This window comes from Marivivens sp. ABH4_498 (genome assembly GCF_056160585.1).
On record NZ_JBSWXL010000001.1, the window covers coordinates 353326 to 376115 of the forward strand.

The window sequence follows — 22790 nt, forward strand, 5'->3', positions numbered from 1 at the left end:
GCATTCGCATGGTGAATTCAGGTGCATATGGGCACCCGATGCGATCATTCGAATTCGATGATCACATCATCCACAGCCAGACTGTCGCCCGCCGCTGCGTTGACCGATTTCACAACGCCCTTGCGTTCTGCACGCAGGATGTTTTCCATCTTCATCGCCTCAACAGTGCACAGGGCTTGGCCTTCTTGGACCTCATCACCAACAGCCACGTCGATTTTCACGATCAGACCCGGCATTGGGCACAGCAGCAGTTTCGACGTATCAGGCGGCAGTTTTTCCGGCATCAGTTTCGCCAGTTCGGCCTGACGCGGACTGCGCACGTGGACCTTTAGGTCGGCGCCGCGGAAACGCATGCGGAAACCTTGGGTGATTTTACCGACCTTGACGACCAAAGGTTCACCGCCAACCGTCAGACGGGCCAAGCTATCACCAGGGGTCCAATCCGATTCAACGCGCAGGGTTTGACCATCGATGGATACGGTCGACCCATCGCGATCCGCGTCGATCGACACGGCGAATTCTTCGCCCTGCAGCGACACAGCCCAATCGGTGCCAACGCGGCGTTCATGGTTGCCCAAACGGCCCGATACCTGCGTGCGGCGAATTTCGGCGACGCGGTTCATGGCTGCGGCAGCCGCTGCCAGTTTGACCAAAGCCTCTTTCGGCAGGGTCACGCCTTCGAAACCTTCGGGGTATTCTTCGGCGATGAACGCGGTGGTCATGTTGCCGCTGGTGAAACGTTCGTGATCCATAACAGCTGCAACGAACGGCAGGTTGTGACCGATGCCTTCAACCTCGAACGTGTCTAGGGCGACGCGCATTTCTTCGATCGCGTCTGCGCGGGTTTCACCCCATGTACACAGTTTGGCGATCATCGGGTCATAGTACATCGAAATTTCGCCGCCTTCGAACACGCCCGTGTCGTTGCGCACGATGCCGCCGGTTGCGGTTTTGCCTTCGACAGGTGGGCGATACGCAGTCAGACGACCAATCGACGGCAGGAAATTGCGATATGGGTCTTCGGCGTACAGACGGTTTTCAATCGCCCAGCCGTTGATTTTCAGGTCTTCTTGTTTCATCGGCAGGGTTTCACCTGCTGCAACGCGGATCATCTGTTCAACAAGGTCGATACCGGTGATCAATTCGGTCACAGGGTGTTCCACCTGCAAACGGGTGTTCATTTCCAAGAAATAGAAATTGCGGTCACCATCGACGATGAATTCCACGGTGCCTGCGGATGCGTAGCCCACCGCTTTGGCCAGCGCGACCGACTGTTCACCCATCGCTTTGCGGGTGGCTTCGTCCAAGAATGGCGAAGGGGCTTCTTCGACGACTTTTTGGTTACGGCGCTGGATCGAACATTCGCGTTCGTGCAGATAAACCGCGTTGCCGTGGGTATCGGCCAGAACCTGAATTTCGATGTGGCGCGGCTGGGTGACGAACTTTTCGATGAAAATACGGTCATCACCAAAGCTGTTCGCGGCCTCGTTTTTGGACGACTGGAAACCTTCGCGGGCTTCTTGGTCGTTCCATGCGATACGCATACCTTTACCGCCGCCGCCTGCCGACGCTTTGATCATCACGGGATAGCCGATTTCGTTGGAAATCTTGACGGCTTCATCCGCGTCTTCGATCAGGCCCATGTAGCCTGGGACGGTGTTTACTTTCGCTTCCTGAGCGATCTTTTTCGACGTGATTTTATCACCCATCGATTCAATCGCGCCAACTGGTGGGCCAATGAATGCAACGCCTGCGGCCTCTAGGGCTTCGGCGAATTTGGCGTTTTCAGACAGGAAACCGTAACCGGGGTGAACCGCTTCGGCGCCGGTATCTTTGATCGCCTGCATGATTTTATCAATCACGATGTAGGACTGGTTCGCAGGGGCCGGACCGATGTGAACGGCTTCGTCCGCCATGCGCACGTGCAGAGCGTTCTTATCCGCGTCCGAATAGACAGCGACCGTTTGAATGCCCATATTGCGGGCGGTCTTAATCACGCGGCAGGCAATTTCGCCGCGGTTAGCGATCAGGATCTTTTTGAACATCTGCAAGGGTCCTTTGAATGCAAAACCGCCGTGCGGGTGCAATGCACCCGACGGCGGTCCAGATGGTTTGATCGCCCCAAAAAGGGGCCGAATGTTTTATTGGCAGGCAGAGACGCGCATGTCGTCACAAACGACACCCGCAGTACCGCCAAGCGCGGCGCCAACGATGGGGTCTGCGCCCAAAATGTCAGCCGTGATTGCGCCTGCGGCCGCACCTGCAAAGCCGCGTTCCAAATCGGTGTCCAGACAGGCCGACAGGCCCGTGATCGCAACGATTGGAAGGATCCAGAATTTTTTGAACATGATGTACTGCCCTTTGTTACATTATCATTGGGTTCAGAATTCGCCTTCTGACCCGAGGTTGCAACAAAAATACGCGTGATCCGCGGGCGCACATGATGTGCCCTCCCCGCTGCCGGTTCGGTCTGGGGACGTCCGAACCGACATGAGGAAGGGGTTTGGTCTGAACCAAAACATTCCGACACGAGGTAAGCCGTCATCGGAATACCTGCGTCGTGACACGAAGATGCGCCACTGCATAGGCCATCGTTTGCAGGCTGGCCAATGTGGGCCAATTCCTGCCAAACGGGCGATGCGTTGCGCAATTTCATGCCGATCAAAACCATCCCAAAGGTCCCTTAGTCGAACATCGGGTTGTCAGGGTCGAAGGCTTCGGGGAACGAAACCATCGCTTTGTCCACGTCGATACGCAGCAGCGCTTCGTAATCTTCGGGGTCGAAATTTTCGGGGTCGGCAGGCACGACTTCGCGGCCCAGCAGCCAATTCAGACGGCCAGCGTCCAGATTGCCACGTTCGAATTCCTGATCACCAAAATGGTGCCATAGCGCCGCCATGAACGCCCCATCGACCTTTTTATCGACGGATTTACGGTCGCGATAGCGTTCGCGCGCTTTCAGCGGCGTGACGCCTTTGGGGTTGGCGCGGCGGATGGTGAACTGGTGTTCGGTGCCTGGGAAACGGGATGGGAAACCGCGATGTTTGATCATCAGACGCGCCCCCCGTTTTGTGTAAACTTGGTCATAATTGCCCCATGTTTGGTGGTTGTTCTGGTTCCATATGCCGCATCACTGCGGATTTGTGAAACACCATCGCACCAAACCGCCATGGCATAGCCCGCGCCGATCGGCGCGGTGAGTGTGGCTATGGTCATCAGGGCAATCATTGGGTCAATCAAATCAGGTTTCAGTTTGTTCAGTCAGACGCGCGTTGTTGATCCAACGCACACGTTTTTTCGGGTCATCCAACAGCTGTTGGATACGGTCGGCCGTGGAAGATTTCGGAAATCTGCCATCGACCGACCCTCCTGCCCGCACGATAACCCCTCCGTCCATCGTGCGAACTTCGATCGCTGGGGAAAATCCACGCAAGGATTGCAGCTCTCGCCACAGGTCCTGACGGATTTGCATCGCCAGTCGACCGCGACGCAGCATCGGAAACGACGACTGCGCCGAGACATCGAAACGTGCAGGAAAACGCCGCCCATAAATCAGCGTGTCGCCATCCCGCACCATTTTCCATGCCCGCTGCGTCATTGAATTACAGCGGAATATTGTCGTGCTTTTTCCATGGGTTCGTCAGCTTTTTGTTGCGCAAGCTGGCGAAGGCACGGGAAACGCGGCGACGTGTGGAATGCGGCTGGATCACTTCGTCAATGAACCCTTTTTCAGCCGCCACAAACGGGTTGGCAAAACGGTCTTCGTAATCTTTGGTGCGGGCCGCGATTTTGTCAGGGTCGCCCAATTCGTTACGGTACAGAATTTCAACCGCGCCCTTGGCACCCATCACCGCGATTTCCGCAGTCGGCCAAGCATAGTTGAAATCGCCGCGCAGGTGTTTGGACGCCATAACGTCATAGGCACCACCATAGGCTTTGCGCGTGATCACAGTGACCTTTGGAACGGTTGCTTCGCCATAGGCGAACAGCAGTTTCGCGCCGTGTTTGATAACGCCGTTATATTCTTGGCTCGTGCCCGGCAGGAAACCAGGAACGTCGACCAGCGTCAGGATTGGAATTTCGAAAGCATCACAGAAACGCACGAAACGTGCCGCTTTACGCGACGAATCGATGTCCAGACAGCCCGCCAGAACCATCGGCTGGTTCGCAACAACGCCTACGGTCTGGCCTTCCATGCGGATGAAACCGGTCAGGATGTTTTTGGCGTAGTCTTCTTGGATCTCAAAGAAATCACCTTCGTCGGCGATCTTATGGATCAGTTCCTTCATATCGTAAGGCGTGTTCGGGTTATCGGGGATCAGCGTATCCAGCGAATCCTCGACACGGTCCACTTCGTCAAAGAACGGACGAACGGGCGGTTTTTCGCGGTTGTTGAGCGGCAGGAAATCGACCAAACGGCGGACCTCAGCCAACGCTTCGACGTCGTTTTCAAACGCGCCATCGGCAACGGACGATTTTTTGGTGTGAGTCGACGCGCCGCCCAATTCTTCGGCGGTGACCTGCTCGTTGGTCACGGTTTTCACGACGTCAGGGCCGGTCACGAACATGTAGGAACTGTCGCGCACCATAAAGATAAAGTCGGTCATCGCAGGCGAATACACCGCGCCGCCCGCACATGGCCCCATGATCACCGAAATCTGCGGAACAACGCCCGACGCCATGATGTTGCGCTGGAATACGTCTGCGTAGCCTGCCAGCGATGCAACGCCTTCTTGGATACGTGCGCCGCCGGAATCGTTCAGACCGATGACAGGCGCGCCGTTCTGCATGGCCATATCCATGATCTTGCAGATTTTTTCAGCGTGGGTTTCCGACAACGATCCGCCGAACACGGTGAAGTCTTGGGAAAATACGTAAACCATACGGCCGTTGATTGTGCCCCAACCGGTCACAACGCCATCGCCCGGAATTTGCTGTTCCTGCATGCCGAATTCGGTGCAGCGGTGCGCTTTGAACATATCAAACTCTTCAAAGCTGCCTTCGTCCAACAGCAGTTCAATACGTTCACGCGCGGTCAGCTTACCTTTGGCGTGCTGCGCGTCGATCCTTTTTTGACCACCACCCAAACGGGCCACGTCACGGCGGTTTTGGAGTTCAGCCAGAATATCGGTCATATTGGTTCCCTTCCGAACGATCGTTGACAGCGTTGTAGACGCAATAAAATTACCGAGCAAACGAAAATGGGCAAATTTGCAAATTTTTGCATTTGCAGCATTTGATTTTTGCAAAAATGCAAATACGCGTTTGTGAAACCAACTTGATAGACAGATTTGACCAAACGATCTAACGATCCACCATGACCATTTCAGCACCCATAAAATTATTGGACCGAAACACGCCGCCGCATGTGTCTACGCTTATTATGCTGGCGGGCATTTCAGCCTTGAACATGTCGATTTTCCTGCCGTCCCTGAATGGGATGACGCAGCACTTTGCGACAGATTACAGCGTGATGCAGTTTGCAGTGTCGGGATATTTCCTGATGACTGCGATTTTGATGCTGTTCGTCGGGCCTCTGTCCGACCGGTATGGACGCCGCCCCATCGTGTTGTGGTCGCTGGGCATTTTCATTGCCGCAACTGTTGCCGCCATTTTTGCGCCGAACGTTTGGGTTTTCCTGCTGTGCCGCATGGTTCAAGCCGCGGTCGCCGCGTGCATGACGATCAGCCGTGCGGTTATCCGCGACATTTACCCGACCGATCAAGCTGCATCAAAATTGGGATATGTGACGATGGGAATGGCTGTGGTCCCAATGGTCGGCCCAGTCATAGGTGGCGCATTGGATCAGGTCGCGGGATGGCAGGCCAGCTTTACCTTTCTAGCAGCCTGCGCGATTGGCATCTGGTCGCTGAGCTATTTCGATCAGGGTGAAACCGCAAAAGGCACCGGCCTGACGTTCCGCCAACAGGCCGCGAACTATCCCGAACTGTTCCGATCGGTTCGTTTCTGGGGCTATGTCGCCTGCACGACCTTTACCGCGGGGGCCTACTATGCGCTGCTGGGTGGCGCGTCGTTTGTGGCGGGCGTGGTGTTTCACCTAACACCAACGCAAACAGGTTTGGCATTGGCCGCACCAACAACGGGCTATCTGGTCGGGAATTTTCTGTCAGGACGATATTCGGTTCGGGCGGGTATCAATCTGCTGATCCTGATCGGGTGCAGCGTCACACTGTTCGGGTTGGTCGTTTCTATGATCCTGTCCATCCTCGACCTATCCAGCGCGCTGGTATTTTTCGGACTGATCACATTCATGGGGCTGGGAAATGGCCTGACGATGCCTAATGCTACGGCGGGATCGCTGTCCGTGCGCCCCGAATTGGCGGGCACCGCGTCGGGTTTGGGCGCAGCGATCATGATGGGCGGAGGCGCCGCGATTTCGGCCTTTGCAGGGTCCATGCTGAACCCAGACTATGGCGAATTACCGCTGTCGATCCTTATGGTGACCTGCGGCGCCCTATCATTGCTATCCATTCTTTTAGTCATGCGGCGCGAAGCCACACTTGCCTGAATGACTTTGCAAACGTAACTTTGCAGCTAACCCATTCTGCAAAGGTGCGCCCATGGCCGTACAGAAATTATATGCCGGAGTAAAACTGCGCGAATTGCGCGGGCGATTGGGCCTAACTCAAAAGGCATTCGCCGAAAAACTGGGCGTGTCCCTGCCCTATCTGAACCAGATGGAAAACAACAACCGCCCGATTTCAACGGGGGTGGTTCTGTCACTGGCCCAAGAATTCGGGTTCGACGTAACCGAACTGCAATCAGGTGACGAAGCCCGCCTGATTTCCGATATGAAAGAAGCCTTGGCCGATCCGGTGTTCACAGGCAGCGCGCCGTCGCTTTCAGATTTGCGACTTGCGGCCAGTAATGCGCCCGCGCTGGCCCGCGCGTTGTTGGACCTACATGCCGCCTACCGACAGACGCACGAACGCCTTGCCAGTTTGGACGAAGCGTTAGGTCGCGAAGACGCTCGCCTACAGCCCTCCCCTTGGGAAGAGGTGCGCGATTTCTTTCACTATTGCGACAATTACATCGATGCTGTCGACCGCGCCGCCGAAATTTTCGCGCAACAAGCGGGCGGGCTGAACATCCGCGATATGGCGATCAAAACGCTAGAGGCGCGCGGGATTTCCATCGTCTTTGCCGACACGGATGCCATCCGCCACTACGACAAAGACAGCCGCCGCCTGACTCTGTCGCGCCGCCAGACGGTTGCAACGCAGACGTTCCAATTGATCCTGCAAATGGCCCTACTGACCAAAGACCCGCTGCTAGAGGCGACATTGGATTTGGGCCGTTTTCAAACACCCGAGGCGCGTTCCATCGCGAAACTGGGCCTTGCAAACTATTTCGCGGGGGCCGCGATGATGCCCTATGGCCGTTTTCTGGACGCCGCCAAAGATTGCCGCCACGATCTGGAACGTTTGGCCGATTGGTTCGGGGCATCCGTGGAACAGGTCGCCCACCGCCTGTCGACGATGCAACGCCCAGGGAACAAAGGCATCCCGTTCTATTTCGTCCGCGTTGACCCAGCGGGGACGATCACCAAACGACATTCATCAACGCAACTGCAATTCGCCCGCTACGGCGGCGCGTGCCCGTTGTGGAACGTCCACCGCGCATTCGAAAGCCCGAACCGCTGGCTGCGCCAATTGGCTGAAACCCCCGATGGCGTGCGGTTTTTCTGTCTGGCGCGGGACGCAACAAAATCGGGCGGGTCCTATCACGCACCCACCCGTCGATTTGCAATTGGCTTAGGCTGCGAAGTCAAACACGCCAAATCGCTGGTCTATGCCGATCACATGGATATCGATTCAGCGGCCGCCTATGAACCGATCGGCATTTCCTGCCGCATCTGTGAACGCAAAGATTGCCACCAACGGTCAGTGCCGCCATTGGAACGTCGCCTGACCGTTGATCCGAATTTGCGTTCTACTTTGCCGTATAAGGTCGAATAATCAGGCCTCTGCAGCCGATTTCAGACGCGCGGCGATGTCGTCTTTTAACGCCATGCGTTCCTTGCGCAGTTCGATGATTCCGATGTCATCCATCGGGGTGACGTTGGTTTCTGCCAGATGGATTTTCTGGTTCGCTTCGTCATATTGATCGACCAATTTTGCGAAATGCGCGTCGACCTGTTTTAGCGCCTGCAGTGTTTTTGCAAACTCTGGAAATTCGTCGGGCAGCTGATGTGGTGTGTGGGACATGAGTCTCTCCTTTATCCAATCGTTGAGACCAGATTAGCCTGCACCCCATGGTTCGCATTGATCCTGATCAAAGTCACATTTTTGACCGACCGATCAATTATTTCCCCTTAAACAGACACTGCTGGTTTTTTAACCTGCCGGCATTCAAACACAAAATAAGTAGTAAAATATGTATTCTAAAATCCTAACGATTGCTTTTTGCGCAATGGGCACAACCGCATTTGCCAACTGTCCCGATTTTTCGCCATCCACGGAAACGCATTGGTTCACCGGTTACGATCTGGGCGTAGAGGCCGCGTTTGACGTGATCGCAGGCGGCGACAACAATCTGGAAAACTGCGGGCCGGGCGAATTGGGCTGGGTCGCGACTCCGTCCGATTTTGGTTTCAACGTCGAAGAAATGGACGGCCTATCCATCAATTTCAGTGCGGTCAGCGACTGCGACACCGTTTTGCTGGTGAATGATCCGATGGGCGAATGGCACTATAACGACGACGCGAATGTGGCGGTTATGACCGTTGATCCCATGCTGGACCTGATCGGGCTGGATGGTCTGTATAATGTCTGGGTCGGCACCACAGACGGCAGCTATTGCGAAGCAAAGCTGCTGGTCGAAACCTACTAAAACAAAGGGCCGCAATCGCGGCCCTTTTTCTTTAACGCTGTGATGTTTCCCAATTCGGGTTGATCCACGGCATCGCATTTTCCGCGGCCAGCGGCGTGCGGCCCAGAATATGATCCGACGCTTTTTCGCCCGTCATGATCGACGGCGCATTCAGGTTGCCGTTGGTGATCTGCGGGAAAATCGAACTGTCGGCCACGCGCAGACCATCCACCCCGATCACGCGGCATTCTGGATCAACCACCGCCATCGGATCGTCTTTGGCACCCATTTTACAAGTGCCGCAGGGGTGGTAGGCGGATTCGACGTGCTGGCGGGTGAAATCATCCAATTCGTCGTCGGTCTGGCAATCCTTGCCCGGTTGAATTTCCTTGCCCGCATAGGGTTTGAACGCATCCTGCGCGAAAATTTCGCGGGTCAGGCGGATGCATTTACGGAAATCTTCCCAGTCCTTTTCGTGGGACATGTAGTTGAACACGATTTTCGGCGCTTCGGCGGGGTTGGCGCTGCGCAGGGTGATTTCACCGCGCGACGGCGACCGCATGGGGCCTACGTGCGCTTGGAAACCGTGGCCTTCGGCGGCGGCTTTGCCATCGTAGCGGACCGCGATGGGCAGGAAATGGTACTGAATATCAGGATATTCCACACCCGCCTGAGACCGTACAAAAGCCGCGCTTTCGAACTGGTTCGACGCACCGACACCTGTTTTGGTGAACAACCATTGGGCGCCTACGACGCCCTTCATGAACAGGTTCCAGTATTTGTACAGCGACACAGGCTGGGTTGCGGCCATCTGGATGTACATTTCCAAATGGTCTTGCAGGTTTTTACCCACGCCTTGGCGATCTGCGACCACGTCGATGCCGTGTTCGGCCAGATGCGCCGCAGAGCCAATGCCCGACAGCATCAACAGTTTCGGCGAATTGATCGACGATGCGGCAATGATGACTTCGGCGTTGGCGCGGATGATTTCGGATTTGCCGCCTTTGTTCAGCTGAACACCAACGGCGCGGCCATTTTCGATCACGACCTTTTCGGCCATGCCGCGCACCAGCGTGCAGTTTTCGCGTTTCAGCGCAGGTTTCAAATAGGCATTCGCCGCCGACCACCGCTGACCTTTGTAGATCGTGGAATCAAACGGGCCAAAGCCTTCTTGCTGTTCGCCGTTGTAGTCGCCCGTGACGGGGTAACCCGCTTGTCGGCCTGCTTCGACAAAGGCGCGGGTCAGTGGGTTTGTGCGCGATCCGCGCGACACATGCAGCGGGCCGGATTTGCCGCGCCAATCTGGATCGCCCCCGTGTCCGCCGCTGTCCCAATTTTCCATGCGTTTGAAATAGGGCAGCACATCGGCATAGTTCCAACCCGCCGCGCCCATGTCGGACCATGTTTCATAATCCTTGGCGTGGCCGCGCACATAGATCATGCCGTTGATCGACGACGATCCGCCAATCACCTTGCCGCGCGGGGTTGCCATGCGGCGTCCGCCCAGATGCGGTTCGGGTTCGGATTGAAAACCCCAGTCGTACATTTTCATGTTCATCGGATACGACAACGCGCCAGGCATCTGGATGAACGGGCCCGCGTCCGTTCCGCCGTATTCGATGACGATAACGGATTTGCTTGCCTCGGACAGGCGATAGGCCATGGCGCAGCCCGCGCTGCCAGCCCCGACGATTACATAATCAGCTTGCATCAGAACGGAGCCTCGCATGGGTTCATCGACACGTAGACGGTTTTAACCTCGGAATAATGGTTGATCGCCTCTTTCGAATTTTCGCGGCCAACACCCGATGCTTTGGACCCGCCGAAAGGCGCCTCGACCGGGGCTAGGTTATAGGTGTTGATGTAGCAGGTGCCTGCCTCGAACCCAGCCACAACGCGGTGGGCGCGGGTCAGATCAGAGGTAAAGACGCCAGCCGCCAGACCGAAATCGGTGGCATTGGCGCGCTCCATGGCTTCTTCTTCGGTGTCGAAATCCAGAACGGACAGCACAGGGCCAAAGATTTCTTCGCGGGCGATGGTCATGTCATCTGTCACATCGGCGAAAAGGGTTGGTTCAATCCAATAGCCGTCTTTGTCCAGACGTTTACCGCCTTTGATCAGGCGCGCGCCTTCCTCAATGCCTTTGGCGATGTAACCTTCGACGATTTGCATTTGGCGTTCGGACGCCATCGGGCCGATGGTGGTTTCCATATCCATCGGATCGCCAATCACCGCGTCGCCCATGCGTTCGGCCATGCGGGATAGGAATTTTTCCTTGATCCCTTTTTGAACAAACACGCGGGTGCCGTTGGAACAAACCTGACCAGTGGAATAGAAATTGCCATTGATCGCGCCCGATACGGCGCTTTCCAGATCGGCGTCGTCAAAGATGATGATCGGGGATTTGCCGCCCAATTCCATTGTGACGTGTTTCATTTCTGCGGCGGCGGCGGCGTATACCTTTTTGCCCGTTGGCACGGACCCCGTCAGCGACACCTTGGCCACGCGCGGGTCAGTGACCAGCGATGCGCCAACAGCGCCCATGCCTTGGATCACGTTGTAAACGCCTTTGGGGGCGCCCGCTTCGACCAGAATTTCGGCGACTTTCAACGCGCATAGCGGGGTGACTTCGGACGGTTTGAACACCATGGTATTGCCGCAGGCCAGCGCTGGCGCGCCTTTCCAGCATGCGATCTGGGTTGGATAGTTCCACGCGCCGATACCAACGCAAACACCCAACGATTCACGGCGGGTATAGACGAAATCGCCGCCCGCCAGCGGGATATGTTCGCCCGTCAATGCGCCCGCCAGACCGCCGAAATACTCCAACGCATCCGCGCCCGAAGTCGCATCAGCAATGGTGGTTTCCGACATCGGTTTGCCCGTGTCATAGGTTTCCAAAATCGACAGATCGTGGTTACGTTCGCGGATGATATCCGCCGCACGGCGCAAAATGCGGCCACGTTCGGTGCCAGACATTGCCGCCCATTCGGCATGGGCCGCTTTGGCCGATGCCAGCGCGCGGTACACAATTGCGGGGGTGGCTGCGTGGACTTTGGCGATGACTTCGCCGGTGGCAGGATAGATGACCTCGATCACCTCTCCTGCGGTGTCTTCGACGTATTCGCCGTCAATGAAATGGGATGCGATGGGTTGGGTATCGTAAGGCATATTATTCTCCACGCGGGTAGCGTTGGTTTTCTTCGACCACATTCAGGTCCATGTGGTTGCGCATGTATCGTTCAGAGGCGAGCTGAAGCGGCTGGTAATCCCATGGGAAATACGCGCCGTTGCGCAGGGCTTCGTAAACGACCCAGCGGCGGGCTTGGCTTTCGCGGACGGCAGCGTCATAGGCATCCAGATCCCAGCGCAGCAGCGATTTTTCACGCAAACGTGCCAGAGTTTCCGAATGCGCAGGATCGTCCGCCAGATTGTGCAATTCGTTAGGGTCTTCGGCCAGATTGAACAGCTGGTCAGGGTCCAAATTGCAGCGGGTATATTTATAGTCACCTTCGCGGATCGACACGAGCGGGGCATAGGACCCTTCGGCGGCGTATTCCATCAGAACGGGTGACACGCGTTCGACCCCCTGCCCCAAAGGCACCAGCGTTTCGCCGTCGGTCCATGGTTCGACCGCTTTCATCGACACGCCAGCCAGATCACACAAGGTCGGGCAAACGTCGATTGTGGACACGGGCGCGGTGATCAGACCCGGTTCCATATTCGGCGCAGCGATCATCAGGGGAACACGGGCCGAACCTTCGAAAAATGACATTTTGAACCACATGCCGCGTTCGCCCAGCATGTCGCCGTGGTCGGATACAAACACAACAATCGTGTTGTCGGCCATGCGCGTGCGTTCCAGCACATCCATGATTTCGCCAACCTTATCATCCAGATAGCTGATGTTCGCGAAATAGGCGCGGCGCGAACGGCGAACGTCCTCAGTCGTGATATCAAAGCTGCGCCAATCATTTGCATCCATGATGCGTTTGTTGTGATTGTCCAAGTCTTCGTAAGGGATCGGACCGATCTGCGGTTCCAGATGTTCGCAATCTTCGTACAGATCCCAGTATTTTTTGCGCGCCACATAGGGATCATGTGGGTGCGTAAACGACACGGTCAAACACCATGGGCGTTCGTCATGACCGCGCGCCAGATCATACAGTTTACGGGTCGCGTTATAGGCGACTTCGTCATCGTATTCCATCTGGTTGGAAATTTCGGCAACGCCAGCGCCCGTGACCGAACCCATGTTATGATACCACCAATCGATCCGTTCGCCGGGTTTGCGGTAATCAGGGGTCCAGCCGAAATCGGCGGGGTAGATGTCGGTGGTTAGGCGCTCTTCGAACCCGTGCATTTGGTCGGGGCCGACGAAATGCATTTTGCCTGACAGGGTCGTTTGATACCCCGCGCGGCGCAGGTGGTGCGCATAGGTCGGAATGTCCGACGCATATTCGGCAGCGTTGTCATACACACGGGTACGGCTGGGCAATTGGCCCGCCATATATGCCGCACGTGCAGGCGCACACAGCGGCGATCCGGTGTATGCGTTCTGAAAACGGGTCGACCGTTCAGCCAGTTTTTTGATGTGCGGCGTATGCAGCCAATCCGCAGGGCCATCAGGGAACAGCGTACCGTTCAGCTGATCGACCATAATAATCAGAATGTTTGGTTTCGTCATTTTCCCTGTCCTAATTCCAAATCCAGCGCCGCCAGAACCAAGGCGGTCGCTTTGGACCCGTTGGGCGCCGAGGTGCCCAATGCTTCGCGTAGATAAATTCCGTCGATCAGGCCGCCGATCCGTTGGGCGACCTCCTGGGCTTTGTCGCCGACCAAGGGGCGCAAGTTGTACAACAGATTCGCATGCAAACGGCGCTGATAAACGTTCAGGAGCCTGCCCGCTTCGCCTGAAGTTTGTGCAAGTACGTAAAAATTAAGCCACGCCGAAACGACCTCTCGGCGGAAGTTTGTCGTGCCGAATCCAGCGCGAACAATCGCCTCGATTCGGCTGCGGGGGCCATCGGCCATGCCCAGCGCGCCGCGCACTTCGGCGGCGTAAACGGCCAAAGTATGTCGCATTGCAGCTAGAAAAATCTGTTCTTTGCCACCGAAGTAGTGGTGCGCAAGCGCCGAAGACATACCTGCCCTTTTGGCAATCTGTGAGACCGTAACATCCAAAGAGCCCGAGGCCCCGATCTCATCGATCGTCGCCTGAACCAGGGCCGCACGGCGAATAGGTTCCATCCCGACTTTAGGCATAGTATCTCCAAAACTGCTTGCTATTCGAACCTAGGTGGTTGTTTATTGACTCGTCAATCAACAAAAATATCTAGACCAACAGGAGACAAAAAATGAAGATCAAATCTGCACTGTCCGTTATCGCGCTGTGCGCAGCAGCTGCGCCTGCATTCGCCGATTGCGGCACCGTCACCATGTCCGACGTGGGCTGGACCGACATCACCACCACCACTTCGACCGCGAAACACGTGCTGGAAGCACTGGGTTACGACGTAGACGTGAAAATCCTGTCCGTGCCTGTGACCTACGCGTCGCTGGAATCGGACGATCTGGACATTTTCCTGGGCGCTTGGATCCCTGCGCAGTCGGGTAACCTAGACCCATACGTCGAAGCAGGCGAAATCGATGTTCTGGCGACCAACCTAGAAGGCACCGTCTACACGCTGGCCGTTCCGACCTACACCTTTGAAAAAGGTCTGCAGAACTTTGCCGACATCAACAAATTCGAAGATGAACTGGACGGCAAAATCTATGGCATCGAACCAGGCAACGAAGGCAACGCCTACCTGGTATCGCTGACCGAAACAGACGGTTCCGGCCTAGACGGTATGGAAGTCATCGAATCGTCCGAACAGGGCATGCTGGCACAGGTTGCACGCGCCTACGACAAAGGCGAAGACGTTGTATTCCTGGGCTGGGCACCGCACCCAATGAACGCGAACTTTGAACTGTCCTACCTGCCTGGCGGTGAAGAATTCTTTGGCGGAATCGGTACCGTTCAAACTCTGTCGCGCGCTGATTACGCAGCAGAATGCCCAAACACCGGCAAACTGTTCAGCCAAATCGGTTTCACGCTGGAAATGGAAAACATGATCATGGGCCAGATTCTGGACGAAGGCATGGACCCCGATGAGGCGACCATGGCGTGGATCCAGTCGAACCCAGAGGCCGTACTGGCATGGGTTGACGGCGTGACCACCATGGACGGTGGCGACGCGACCGCCGCCCTGACCGAAGCTTTCGGTTACTAATCCACCCCTAACAAAGGCCCCGTTCGCGGGGCCTTTCGTTTACGTCCGATCGTCGCTGACATCGGGCTGGCTGCATTCATCAACGGAGACCCAAACGTGGATTGGTTGACCGACAATAAAATCCCGGTAGGCAAACTGGCCAAGTCTGGCTTTGATTGGCTGCAAGATAACTTTGAATTTGTTTTTGATTGGCTTGCGTGGCTGATGGAGAGCCTGATCGACGGCATTCTGGCCGTTCTGGAATGGCCCCACCCGCTGATCATTATTGCTTTGTTCGTAGCGCTGACTTGGGTTCTGCAGCGCAGCTGGAAAACCTGCCTGTTTGTGGCAATCGGTTTCCTGTTTATTCTGAACCAAGACTATTGGGACGAAACGCTGGAAAGCCTGACGCTGGTCCTGTCGTCTTGTGTGGTTTGTATGGGCGTTGGCGTGCCGATCGGCATCTATGCGGCGCACCGCCCTAAATTCTATCGCTATCTGACACCAGTGTTGGACCTGATGCAGACGCTGCCTGCGTTTGTGTATCTGATCCCTGCGATCGTGTTCTTTGGCATCGGCATGGTTCCGGGTCTGCTGGCAACAGTGATCTTTGTTCTGCCCGCCCCGATCCGTCTGACGCATTTGGGCATTTCCTCCACGCCTCAGGCATTGCTAGAGGCCGCACGCGCATTCGGCGCAACGAACCGTCAGGTTCTGTGGAAAGTCGAACTGCCCTCTGCCCTGCCACAAATCATGGCAGGTCTGAACCAAACCATCATGCTGTCTCTGTCGATGGTCGTTGTGGCCGCGCTGGTTGGTGCAAATGGTCTGGGTGTTCCTGTGATGCGCGCATTGGGTCAGGTACGTACCGACCTAGGGTTTGAATCGGGTCTGGTCATCGTGGTCGTCGCGATCATTCTGGACCGCATGCTACGGATGGAGCGTAAATAATGACTAGAACAGCCGTAGAATTTGATAACGTATCCATCGTTTTCGGTGAAAAACCCAACGTGGCCCTGCCCCTCATGGACCAAGGCCAAACACGCCCTGAAATCCAAGAGGCCACAGGCCAAGTGCTGGGCGTGCATGACTGTTCGCTGTCTGTCGCCGAAGGTGAAATCCTCGTGCTCATGGGCCTTTCGGGGTCTGGCAAATCCACCCTGCTACGGGCGGTGAACGCGCTGAACCCTGTGGTGCGCGGATCGGTCAAGGTATGGGACGGGCAATCACACGTCGATGTCACCCACGCCAAACCTGCCGAGCTGCGCCGCATTCGCCAGAAAAACGTGGCGATGGTGTTCCAGCAATTCGGCCTACTGCCGTGGCGGACCGTGCGTGAAAACGTGGGTCTGGGTTTGGAACTGGCCGGTCAAACGCCAGCCGAACGCAAAGACGCCGTGGACACTCAGCTAGAACTGGTTGGTCTGGCCGATTGGGCCGAACGCAAGGTGGGCGAACTGTCGGGCGGTATGCAGCAACGCGTCGGCCTTGCCCGCGCATTCGCGACCGAAGCCCCGATCCTGCTGATGGACGAACCGTTTTCGGCGCTGGACCCTCTGATCCGTGCGAAATTGCAGGACGAACTGCTGGACCTGCAATCGAAACTGAAACGCACCATCATCTTTGTGTCTCACGATCTGGACGAAGCGTTCAAAATCGGCAACCGCATCGCCCTGATGGAAGGCGGCCGCATCGTTCAAACGGGCACCGCCCGCGAAATCATCGCGAACCCTGTGAACGATTACGTGCAGGATTTCGTGGCGCATATGAACCCTCTGGGCGTTCTGACAGCGCGCGACGTGATGACAACGGGGTCCAGCACCGGATCGCCTGTGGACGTGGAAACGCCGATCAAATCGATCATCGCGCAGCTGCAATCGGAAAAAGAACTGTCCGTGATCGAGGCAGGCACCCCCATCGGGGTGATCACCGAAGGGTCCGTTCTGACCCGCCTGTCACGCTAAAACAAAGGGGCCGCTGATGCGGCCCCTTTCAGTTTACAGACCTTTGGCCCGATAACTTTGTACAACTTTGTCGATGGCCACCAGATAGGCGGCGGTTCGCAGGTCCTGTACATCGTCGCGGCTGTGCCAGATTTCGCGCATCGCCTGATAGGCCGTCCGCATGGTGTCATCCAAACCGGACCGCACCAGTTCCAATTCGTCCGCGCCGCGCAGGTATTTTTCTTTGAAATCAGGGGTCATCGACCATTTATCGCCCAGATATTCATCCAGCCGCGACAGTTCATCGACGACCAGCTGGTGGCGCGCCTCTTCTTGGCGGCGGCCCATACGGCCGAAACGGATGTGCGACAGGTTTTTCACCCATTCAAAATACGACACGGTCACACCGCCCGCGTTGGCATACATGTCGGGAATGATAACCACGCCTTTGTTGCGCAGCACTTCGTCTGCACCCGCGGTGACGGGGCCGTTCGCGGCTTCGATGATCAGTGGGGCCTTGATGCGGTCAGCATTGCCCATGTTGATCACGCCCTCTAGCGCGGCGGGGATCAGGATGTCGCATTCTTCTTCTAAAACGGAACCGCCTTCGGCGTGGTGCGTGGCATCGGGATAGCCCGACACGCCGCCGTGTTTCACGATCCATTCGCGGACTTTTTCGACGTTCAGACCGTTGGGGTTAAACAGCGCGCCATCCCGTTCGATGATGCCGGTGATGATCGAGCCGTCTTCCTCTTGCAAGAATTTCGCTGCGTGATAGCCCACGTTGCCCAGACCCTGAACAATGACGCGTTTGTCCTTGAGAGTGCCTGACAGACCCGCTGCGGCCATATCGTCGGGGTGGCGGAAAAATTCGCGCAAGGCGTATTGCACACCGCGGCCTGTAGCCTCGACGCGGCCAGCGATGCCGCCTGCGTTGCGCGGTTTGCCGGTCACGCAGGCTGCGGCGTTAATATCTGTGGTGTTCATGCGGCGATACTGGTCCGCGATCCACGCCATTTCGCGTTCGCCCGTCCCCATGTCAGGCGCAGGCACGTTTTGCGACGGGTTAATCAGGTCACGTTTGATCAATTCAAACGCAAAGCGGCGCGTGATCTGTTCCAGTTCGGCTTCGTTCCATTCACGCGGGTCGATACACAGACCGCCCTTTGATCCGCCAAACGGTGCCTCGACCAATGCGCATTTATAGGTCATCAGCGCAGCCAGCGCCTCGACTTCGTCCTGATCCACGGCCAAGGCGTAACGGATACCGCCCTTTACCGGTTCCATGTGTTCGGAATGAACAGACCGATAGCCCGTGAACGTGTGCATTTCACCGCGCAGACGCACGCCAAAACGGACGGTATAGGTCGAATTACAAACACGAATTTTTTCTTCGATGCCGGTTGGCAGGTCCATCAACGCGACCGCGCGATTGAACATAATCTCTACAGATTCGCGAAAACCTGGTTCGTTTAACGTATTATTAACACTCACGGCTAAAACCTCCATTCAGCCTGCTACGGTGATATGTCGGTCCAGATTCGCAGGGCCGACTCGGTCCGCCCGTTCCCCTCGGAAGCACCGTATAGTCGTAGACGGCAAAGGGTGTGGATAAGTTTAGCCACGCCGCATTTGTCGCGTGGCTGCGAACAATGCCCCCAAATCGCAGGCGATTACATACGAACCCCTTACAAACAAACCAATTTGGGCACCATCCTGCCCCATTTTTGCCATTCTCGGATAGGTATAACGGACCCCAATAAGGTGGGAAAACCACCAATTGGAGACTGACATCGACCAAGAAAGGTTCGAAGATGGAAAAAAAGAGCGCTCAGCTTATCCGGCATAACCGGATGATCCGGGAACGGCTCACGTTGTTTGGTCAACGTGAAGATGGCAGCATGGTCATCTTTGCGGTTTTTGTGTTCATCATGATCCTATTGGTCACTGGCATGGCCGTAGATTTCATGCGTGTTGAAACCACTCGAACACGCGTACAAGCAACGCTGGACCGCGCAGTTTTGGCTGCGGCAGACCTGGATCAATCATTGCCACGCGACGAAGTCGTCGCCGACTACATGGCCAAAGCCAACCTAGCAGATGCTTTGGTTGGAAATGCCACAGTCGACGAAGGCCTGAACTATAGTGAAGTATCTGCATCCGCTGCAGTCGAAGTACCGATGCTGTTTTCGGGTCTGGCCGCTGTCACCAATCCAGGTTCGTCCTACCACGAAAGCCTGACCGTTCCGGCCAGCGCCACGGCAGAAGAGCGCGTCTCGAAAGTCGAAATTTCGATGGTGTTGGATATTTCGGGTTCGATGAATTCGAACAACCGCATCGGCAACCTGCGTAATGCAGCATCTGAATTCGTGAACACCGTTCTGGCCGATGCAAACGAAGATCTGATTTCCGTTTCTTTGATCCCATATTCGGAACACGTCAGCGCAGGCGAAGATCTGTTCAATCAGTTCAACGTGAACCAACAGCACAGCTATTCGCACTGTCTGGAATTCGATAACGGCGACTTTTCGACCACTTCGATGTCGCGCGGTTCGCGTTATGAACAAGTTCAGCATTTCCAGTGGGCATATGATGGCCGCAATAACGACCGCACACGCACAGTTTGCCCACGTTATTCGAACCAGACCATCACCCCATGGAGCCAAGACCGCAACGAACTGCTTAGCCAGATATCGCAGCTGAACGGAACCATTCAGACCTCAATCCATCTGGGTATGAAATGGGGCGCTGGCCTGCTGGACCCATCGACACGTCCGCAATTGGCCGGACTGATTGGCCGAGGCAATGTAGATTCCGCTTTTGCGGGACGTCCTGCCAGCTACGACGACAACGAAACGCTGAAATTCATCATTCTGATGTCCGACGGCGAAAACACATCGTCCCTGCGCCTGCAAGATTGGGCCTATGACAGTGACAGCGACCGTAACCACTGGAACAACTACAACCTGCAGTACTACCTGCAACGCTACGTAGATTCCCGTTACCATTCGCAGTTTTACTGGTGGAAATACGACGCTGCGACGATGAACCAGCTGACGTCTAACATCTGTTCGGCAGCCAAAGACAACGGCATCATCATCTGGACCATCGGGTTCGAAGTTCCATCCGATGCGGGCAACACTGTTCTGCGCAACTGCGCAACGTCGCCCAGCCATTTCTTTGACGTAGACGGCGTTGAAATTTCGTCGGCATTCTCGGCGATCGCAACGCAGATCAATAACCTGAAACTGACACGCTAATGAGACGTATTATGACCAATATCCTTTCACTCTTGGCACGGCCCTTTGGCCGGTTCGCCCGGAACGAAAGCGGTTCGGCAACTGTCGAATTCGCGCTCGTCTTTCCGATCTACCTTGTTCTAATGCTATCCGCGTTCGAATCCGGCATCCTGATGGCACGTCAGGTGATGCTGGAACGCGGACTGGATATGGCCATCCGTGATGTGCGCATCGGCACCATGACATCGGTTGATCACACAACCCTGCGTGGCGCGATCTGCGACTATGCCGGTATGCTGCCTGAATGTGACACGTCGCTGAAGATCGAAATGCGCCCTGTCGACATGAAAAACTGGACCGACATTCCGGGTGCACCAGACTGTATCGACCGTGATGACCCTGCGGCGCCACTGACGGCCTTTAGCGAAGGTGGCGCGAACCAGATGGTTGTTGTGCGTGCATGCGCCTTGTTCAACCCTGTGTTCCCGACAATCGGTCTGGGCGCAAAAATCCCGCGCGAAAGCGGCGATGAATATGCGCTGGTTGCAATGTCCGCATTCGTGAAGGAGCCGCTATAATGAAACGCCTAAAGAATATCCCGTTTCTGGGCCGGTTCCTGTCAAACGAAGAAGGCGGCATCGCAGTCGAAACCGTTCTGGTTTTCCCGATCCTGTGCTGGGCCTATCTGGCGACGTTCGTTTATTTCGATGCATTCCGCGTCCAAAGCACGACCGCCAAAGCCGCCTATACAGTCAGCGACCAGCTAAGCCGTGAAACCAACTATATCACGCCTAGCTATCTGGACGCGGTGTACCGTTTGCACGAATTCCTGACCACGTCGAACCAGGATACCGACCTGCGCGTCAGCGTTGTTCGTTACACAGACGACAACGGTTACGAAGTCCGCTGGTCGAAAACCCGCGGCGAAGTGAACGCGATGGATGCAACGACACTGACCAGCATCGAAGATCAGCTGCCCGTTATGCCAAATAACGAAGTGGTTCTGGTCGTCGAAAACTGGTTGGCGTACGAACCTGCATTCAACGTAGGTCTGGGTGATTTCACCTTTGAAAACCTGATCGTAACCCGCCCTCGTTTCAATTCGGCGCAAGTGTGCTGGAACGATAGCGAAACTGGAAACACGTCCTCGGCGACCTGCTAAGGCGCGTTTACGCAGACATCATGTGCACCGGCGAAGGGTTTGACCAATTGCCGGTGCATTTTTGTTTTCCTATGTCTAATAGACAAAGGAGACACAGCCATGTCCATCAGACCCACATTAGAAACCCGCAAAGCCACGCCCCACATGGAAGGCGCAGGCGTCCGCCTACACCGTGCATTCGGTTTTCAGGACCCAAGCGAGCTGGACCCGTTTCTGATGTTCGACGATTTTCGCGGCGATCATCCAGATGATTACATCCGCGGGTTTCCGTGGCACCCCCACCGCGGCATCGAAACCATCACCTATGTTCTGAACGGCACCGTTGATCACGGCGACAGTCTGGGTAACACTGGCACGCTGGGCGCGGGCGATGTTCAGTGGATGACCGCAGGGTCCGGCATTTTGCACCAAGAAATGCCCAAAGGTAACATCGCGGGCCAGATGCACGGGTTTCAGCTTTGGGCGAATTTGCCCAGCAGCCTGAAAATGACCGCGCCGCGCTATCAGGACGTCAAAGGCAAAGAAATCCCCGAAATCATCGATGACGACGGCACTCGGGTCAAAGTCATCGTTGGCGAATTCTGGGGCAAACGCGGCCCTGTGGACGGCATCGCGGCTGATCCGCAGTATCTGGATATTTTCGTACCTGCGGGCGTGAAAAAGACGTTTAAGGTCGATACCTACCGCCGCGCGTTCGCCTATGTATTCCAAGGCAAAGGCGCCTTTGCCGATGCCTCTGCCCCGTCTGGCGTTCTGCTGGAAAAAGAGGTCATGGGCGAAGAGGTCAACATCCGCGATATGTCGGGCAACCGCACCCTGATCCGTTTTGGCACCGGCGACGAAGTCACGGTCCAAGCTGGCGAAGAAGGCATTCGGTTCCTGCTGATTTCGGGCGCACCGATCGAAGAGCCCGTTGCTTGGCACGGCCCTATCGTGATGAACACGCAGGCCGAAATTCAACAAGCGATGAAAGAGCTGCGCAACGGCACCTTTATCAAACCGGCCCACTAATTTGCGGGGGCGCGTTTTGCGCCCCTTGCGACCGCCCTGCCCGCGCGTTTATTGTCCGCGCATCAACGTGGTTACGGGTTCATGCGATTTTCCATTATTCTATTTTGTTTGACCCTGACGGCTTGCGCGGATTTTCCGCAACTGGATGCGCTGAACGACTCGGTCACTGTGCCTGATTATCCGTCGTTTATTCCGTTTGATCAGATCCCCTCTGCCGCGCCCACAGACACCACATTGCTGGAACAGCGCGCCGCGAATTTGCGTGCCCGCGCTGCCGCATTGCGCAATACCACCCCCTAATTACGTAGTTCGCGTTGCGCCGCGTCGCCGGACGGGGTAACAGCGGACC

22 protein-coding genes are annotated in these 22790 nt (G+C 56.0%); 11 read left to right on the forward strand and 11 right to left on the reverse strand.

The window, feature by feature from the left end; genetic code table 11:
* Positions 1 to 44: 44 nt before the first annotated feature.
* From ACXAGA_RS01790 to ACXAGA_RS01810, 5 genes are all read right to left on the reverse strand, one after another.
* Complete coding sequence (locus ACXAGA_RS01790; protein WP_475115806.1) at positions 45 to 2045, reverse strand: acetyl-CoA carboxylase biotin carboxylase subunit; 2001 nt, start codon at positions 2043 to 2045, stop codon at positions 45 to 47.
* A gap of 96 nt (positions 2046 to 2141) precedes the next feature.
* Positions 2142 to 2348: a hypothetical protein gene (locus ACXAGA_RS01795; protein ID WP_475115807.1), complete on the reverse strand. Its 207-nt coding sequence runs from the start codon at positions 2346 to 2348 to the stop codon at positions 2142 to 2144.
* A gap of 335 nt (positions 2349 to 2683) precedes the next feature.
* Positions 2684 to 3052 carry a hypothetical protein gene (locus ACXAGA_RS01800; protein WP_475115808.1) on the reverse strand — a complete coding sequence of 123 codons (369 nt, stop codon included), beginning with the start codon at positions 3050 to 3052 and terminating at the stop codon, positions 2684 to 2686.
* Positions 3053 to 3241: 189 nt separating this feature from the next.
* Complete coding sequence (locus tag ACXAGA_RS01805) at positions 3242 to 3577, reverse strand: hypothetical protein (protein WP_475115809.1); 336 nt, start codon at positions 3575 to 3577, stop codon at positions 3242 to 3244.
* Between the two features lie 25 nt (positions 3578 to 3602).
* Positions 3603 to 5135: an acyl-CoA carboxylase subunit beta gene (locus ACXAGA_RS01810; protein ID WP_475115810.1), complete on the reverse strand. Its 1533-nt coding sequence runs from the start codon at positions 5133 to 5135 to the stop codon at positions 3603 to 3605.
* 182 nt (positions 5136 to 5317) lie between these two features.
* Here ACXAGA_RS01810 and ACXAGA_RS01815 point away from each other — a divergent pair, with 182 nt between their 5' ends.
* Positions 5318 to 6529, forward strand: a complete 1212-nt coding sequence (locus tag ACXAGA_RS01815; RefSeq protein WP_475115811.1) for a multidrug effflux MFS transporter — start codon at positions 5318 to 5320, stop codon at positions 6527 to 6529.
* Positions 6530 to 6581: 52 nt separating this feature from the next.
* Positions 6582 to 7979, forward strand: a complete 1398-nt coding sequence (locus ACXAGA_RS01820; RefSeq protein ID WP_475115812.1) for a helix-turn-helix domain-containing protein — start codon at positions 6582 to 6584, stop codon at positions 7977 to 7979.
* Here the strand turns inward: ACXAGA_RS01820 and ACXAGA_RS01825 are convergent, their stop codons facing one another.
* Positions 7980 to 8228 carry an HP1242/YdcH family protein gene (locus tag ACXAGA_RS01825; RefSeq protein ID WP_475115813.1) on the reverse strand — a complete coding sequence of 83 codons (249 nt, stop codon included), beginning with the start codon at positions 8226 to 8228 and terminating at the stop codon, positions 7980 to 7982.
* Between the two features lie 169 nt (positions 8229 to 8397).
* Here ACXAGA_RS01825 and ACXAGA_RS01830 point away from each other — a divergent pair, with 169 nt between their 5' ends.
* Positions 8398 to 8853 (forward strand): hypothetical protein, encoded by a 456-nt coding sequence (locus ACXAGA_RS01830; RefSeq protein ID WP_475115814.1) that lies wholly within the window; start codon positions 8398 to 8400, stop codon positions 8851 to 8853.
* A 31-nt stretch (positions 8854 to 8884) separates the two neighbouring features.
* Here ACXAGA_RS01830 and betA read toward each other — a convergent pair whose 3' ends face one another.
* Genes betA through betI form a run of 4 tightly spaced genes read right to left on the reverse strand, consistent with a single transcriptional unit; the run spans position 8885 to position 14097 of the window.
* The gene (gene betA, locus ACXAGA_RS01835; RefSeq protein WP_475116213.1) at positions 8885 to 10543 is read right to left on the reverse strand and encodes a choline dehydrogenase; all 1659 of its coding nucleotides are present in this window, start codon (positions 10541 to 10543) and stop codon (positions 8885 to 8887) included.
* Positions 10543 to 12003, reverse strand: coding sequence for a betaine-aldehyde dehydrogenase (gene betB, locus ACXAGA_RS01840; RefSeq protein ID WP_475115815.1), 1461 nt, complete (start codon positions 12001 to 12003; stop codon positions 10543 to 10545). The genes betA and betB overlap by 1 nt, the downstream gene beginning before the upstream one ends.
* A gap of 1 nt (position 12004) precedes the next feature.
* Complete coding sequence (gene betC / locus ACXAGA_RS01845; RefSeq protein ID WP_475115816.1) at positions 12005 to 13519, reverse strand: choline-sulfatase; 1515 nt, start codon at positions 13517 to 13519, stop codon at positions 12005 to 12007.
* Positions 13516 to 14097 carry a choline-binding transcriptional repressor BetI gene (betI, locus tag ACXAGA_RS01850; protein ID WP_475115817.1) on the reverse strand — a complete coding sequence of 194 codons (582 nt, stop codon included), beginning with the start codon at positions 14095 to 14097 and terminating at the stop codon, positions 13516 to 13518. Before betI ends, betC begins: the two co-directional genes overlap by 4 nt.
* A 92-nt stretch (positions 14098 to 14189) precedes the next feature.
* On the opposite strand from betI, the gene choX reads away from it, so the two are divergent.
* The 3 genes from choX (at position 14190) to choV (ending at position 17050) form a co-directional block, all read left to right on the forward strand.
* The gene (choX, locus tag ACXAGA_RS01855; RefSeq protein WP_475115818.1) at positions 14190 to 15107 is read left to right on the forward strand and encodes a choline ABC transporter substrate-binding protein; all 918 of its coding nucleotides are present in this window, start codon (positions 14190 to 14192) and stop codon (positions 15105 to 15107) included.
* A gap of 96 nt (positions 15108 to 15203) precedes the next feature.
* Positions 15204 to 16037 (forward strand): choline ABC transporter permease subunit, encoded by an 834-nt coding sequence (gene choW, locus ACXAGA_RS01860; RefSeq protein ID WP_475115819.1) that lies wholly within the window; start codon positions 15204 to 15206, stop codon positions 16035 to 16037.
* Positions 16037 to 17050, forward strand: a complete 1014-nt coding sequence (choV, locus tag ACXAGA_RS01865) for a choline ABC transporter ATP-binding protein (protein WP_475115820.1) — start codon at positions 16037 to 16039, stop codon at positions 17048 to 17050. The genes choW and choV overlap by 1 nt, the downstream gene beginning before the upstream one ends.
* Before the next feature lie 33 nt (positions 17051 to 17083).
* Here the strand turns inward: choV and ACXAGA_RS01870 are convergent, their stop codons facing one another.
* Positions 17084 to 18469, reverse strand: coding sequence for a Glu/Leu/Phe/Val family dehydrogenase (locus tag ACXAGA_RS01870; protein ID WP_475116214.1), 1386 nt, complete (start codon positions 18467 to 18469; stop codon positions 17084 to 17086).
* 413 nt (positions 18470 to 18882) lie between these two features.
* Here ACXAGA_RS01870 and ACXAGA_RS01875 point away from each other — a divergent pair, with 413 nt between their 5' ends.
* The 5 genes from ACXAGA_RS01875 to ACXAGA_RS01895 all read left to right on the forward strand — a co-directional run bounded on the left by ACXAGA_RS01875 (position 18883) and on the right by ACXAGA_RS01895 (position 22741).
* Entirely contained in the window at positions 18883 to 20289 is a 1407-nt protein-coding gene (locus ACXAGA_RS01875; RefSeq protein ID WP_475115821.1) for a TadE/TadG family type IV pilus assembly protein, read from the forward strand.
* A gap of 11 nt (positions 20290 to 20300) precedes the next feature.
* Entirely contained in the window at positions 20301 to 20846 is a 546-nt protein-coding gene (locus tag ACXAGA_RS01880; protein WP_475115822.1) for a TadE/TadG family type IV pilus assembly protein, read from the forward strand.
* Positions 20846 to 21430 carry a TadE/TadG family type IV pilus assembly protein gene (locus ACXAGA_RS01885; RefSeq protein WP_475115823.1) on the forward strand — a complete coding sequence of 195 codons (585 nt, stop codon included), beginning with the start codon at positions 20846 to 20848 and terminating at the stop codon, positions 21428 to 21430. Before ACXAGA_RS01880 ends, ACXAGA_RS01885 begins: the two co-directional genes overlap by 1 nt.
* A gap of 99 nt (positions 21431 to 21529) precedes the next feature.
* Positions 21530 to 22441: a pirin family protein gene (locus ACXAGA_RS01890; protein ID WP_475115824.1), complete on the forward strand. Its 912-nt coding sequence runs from the start codon at positions 21530 to 21532 to the stop codon at positions 22439 to 22441.
* Positions 22442 to 22522: 81 nt separating this feature from the next.
* A complete protein-coding gene (locus tag ACXAGA_RS01895) occupies positions 22523 to 22741 on the forward strand; it encodes a hypothetical protein (RefSeq protein ID WP_475115825.1) in 219 nt (72 codons plus the stop codon).
* Positions 22742 to 22790 lie beyond the last annotated feature (49 nt).

Bases quoted from the DNA above. Each gene is read 5' to 3' on its own strand.
- ACXAGA_RS01875 (WP_475115821.1), top strand. From the start codon at position 18,883: ATGATCCGGGAACGGCTCACGTTGTTTGGTCAACGTGAAGATGGCAGC.
- choV (WP_475115820.1), top strand. From the start codon at position 16,037: ATGACTAGAACAGCCGTAGAATTTGATAACGTATCCATCGTTTTCGGT.
- betC (WP_475115816.1), bottom strand. From the start codon at position 13,519: ATGACGAAACCAAACATTCTGATTATTATGGTCGATCAGCTGAACGGT.
- ACXAGA_RS01825 (WP_475115813.1), bottom strand. From the start codon at position 8,228: ATGTCCCACACACCACATCAGCTGCCCGACGAATTTCCAGAGTTTGCA.
- ACXAGA_RS01820 (WP_475115812.1), top strand. From the start codon at position 6,582: ATGGCCGTACAGAAATTATATGCCGGAGTAAAACTGCGCGAATTGCGC.
- ACXAGA_RS01795 (WP_475115807.1), bottom strand. From the start codon at position 2,348: ATGTTCAAAAAATTCTGGATCCTTCCAATCGTTGCGATCACGGGCCTG.
- betA (WP_475116213.1), bottom strand. From the start codon at position 10,543: ATGCAAGCTGATTATGTAATCGTCGGGGCTGGCAGCGCGGGCTGCGCC.
- ACXAGA_RS01815 (WP_475115811.1), top strand. From the start codon at position 5,318: ATGACCATTTCAGCACCCATAAAATTATTGGACCGAAACACGCCGCCG.
- choX (WP_475115818.1), top strand. From the start codon at position 14,190: ATGAAGATCAAATCTGCACTGTCCGTTATCGCGCTGTGCGCAGCAGCT.
- ACXAGA_RS01885 (WP_475115823.1), top strand. From the start codon at position 20,846: ATGAAACGCCTAAAGAATATCCCGTTTCTGGGCCGGTTCCTGTCAAAC.
- ACXAGA_RS01800 (WP_475115808.1), bottom strand. From the start codon at position 3,052: ATGATCAAACATCGCGGTTTCCCATCCCGTTTCCCAGGCACCGAACAC.
- betI (WP_475115817.1), bottom strand. From the start codon at position 14,097: ATGCCTAAAGTCGGGATGGAACCTATTCGCCGTGCGGCCCTGGTTCAG.
- betB (WP_475115815.1), bottom strand. From the start codon at position 12,003: ATGCCTTACGATACCCAACCCATCGCATCCCATTTCATTGACGGCGAA.
- ACXAGA_RS01890 (WP_475115824.1), top strand. From the start codon at position 21,530: ATGTCCATCAGACCCACATTAGAAACCCGCAAAGCCACGCCCCACATG.
- ACXAGA_RS01810 (WP_475115810.1), bottom strand. From the start codon at position 5,135: ATGACCGATATTCTGGCTGAACTCCAAAACCGCCGTGACGTGGCCCGT.
- ACXAGA_RS01790 (WP_475115806.1), bottom strand. From the start codon at position 2,045: ATGTTCAAAAAGATCCTGATCGCTAACCGCGGCGAAATTGCCTGCCGC.
- ACXAGA_RS01895 (WP_475115825.1), top strand. From the start codon at position 22,523: ATGCGATTTTCCATTATTCTATTTTGTTTGACCCTGACGGCTTGCGCG.
- ACXAGA_RS01805 (WP_475115809.1), bottom strand. From the start codon at position 3,577: ATGGTGCGGGATGGCGACACGCTGATTTATGGGCGGCGTTTTCCTGCA.
- ACXAGA_RS01870 (WP_475116214.1), bottom strand. From the start codon at position 18,469: ATGTTCAATCGCGCGGTCGCGTTGATGGACCTGCCAACCGGCATCGAA.
- ACXAGA_RS01880 (WP_475115822.1), top strand. From the start codon at position 20,301: ATGACCAATATCCTTTCACTCTTGGCACGGCCCTTTGGCCGGTTCGCC.
- ACXAGA_RS01830 (WP_475115814.1), top strand. From the start codon at position 8,398: ATGTATTCTAAAATCCTAACGATTGCTTTTTGCGCAATGGGCACAACC.